This is a genomic window from Alkalitalea saponilacus (assembly GCF_900168165.1).
GTDB classification, from domain to species: Bacteria; Bacteroidota; Bacteroidia; order Bacteroidales; family Marinilabiliaceae; genus Natronoflexus; species Natronoflexus saponilacus.
On the sequence record NZ_FUYV01000081.1, the window covers coordinates 1 to 1464 of the forward strand.

Consider the following 1464-nt stretch of genomic DNA (forward strand, 5'->3'; position numbering starts at 1 on the left):
CGTTGCCAAACATATAAAATAGATACCACAATATGAATAAGCTTCAATTTTTAAAAGAAATCACAAAATCAGGAAACCAAATAACAATTTCTGGTGAAGCAATATCCGACCAAATAGATGTATTGGTAAATCTCAACTCAAAAGGATTATGTTTTAAAGAATGCGTTTTTGAGAATGATGTCTATTTTGAAAATATTGATATATCTTATGGAATCAAATTCATTAATTGCACATTTAAAAAGAGCATCGCCTTTAATAATTGTCAGGCAAGTAAATTTGACTCAAAATTCAATTTCGATAATTATCATATATATTTTAAATCAGTTAAAATTGATGGAGGTCTTTATTTCAATGGGAATAATAAAATTGAGCGAGGTGTAATAATTTCAAACAAATCTGTAATTAACAAATTACAAGTCAAATCATTACTTTCCGATAAAGGTGGTTTTTCAGTTATAGACTCAACAATTGAAAAACAATTTGATATTAATCAAAGTCGGTTTGCTATTGATTTTGAAATTAGCGAAAACAGTATCATCAATTCTATGATAAGAATAGAGAAATTAACTTCATCCGCCATAGTTTTCTCTGATTCGAATTGTAATAATATAGTTCATATTTGGTCTGGAGAAATAAATAGTTTGATTTTTAATGACGGTTACTTTAAACAAGATGTAAATGTCAAAGCGGTATCAATTATTGATACAATGACAATATTCGGTACAGATTTTAAAAAAAATGTAAGTTTTAAAATTCAAGATACAACCAATAAGACATCTGGAAAATTGACAAAAATTTATATTGAATCAGGAAAATTTGGCGAGCAATTTATTGTCAATGGCGATAATACTCAAATTGATGAGCTCTCAATTATTACATCAAAGCAACTTGAGGGTGATATTTATTTCAACTCTTGTGAACTATTAAAAACAAAAATTTCTGGAAATAATTATAGGAGTAATATTGTATTTAATCATTCAAATTTTAATAGGTTAAATTTCGACTTCTTTTATAACTACTCCACATTGTCAATTATTTCAGCTAAATCATTTAATGAAAACTCTGAACTTTCGATTGCTCATACAAATTTGGGCAAATCACATCTTTTTAACACTTCTTTAAACACCTTTGAGAAAATTAATATTTACCATAGTGTATTGTCAGAAATTATAACCGCTAATGTGAAATGGTTTGATGATAAAAAATTAAACACTAATACATCCCCCTGTTCTCACCACTTTTCATATAAAAAAGAGATTTATCGCCAACTTAAGTTTGCATTAGAAAAACAAGGTGATAGAATAGCCTCCTTAAAATTTAAGGCACTTGAAATGTCTGCATTTAAAAGAGAGTCTTTCTCAAAAGTAAAATGGTATAAGAGAATCCTAAATATTGATAGATTTATCTTATGGGTCGGTCAGTCTAATAACTTTGGTCAAAACTGGTTAAAGCCTGCTTTGTTAT

General features: G+C 27.7%; 1 protein-coding gene. It reads left to right on the plus strand.

Annotated elements, in window-relative coordinates:
* Positions 1-32: 32 nt before the first annotated feature.
* Positions 33-1464: hypothetical protein (locus B5X70_RS17700; protein ID WP_088328746.1), on the plus strand; the 1432-nt coding region annotated here is incomplete at its 3' end.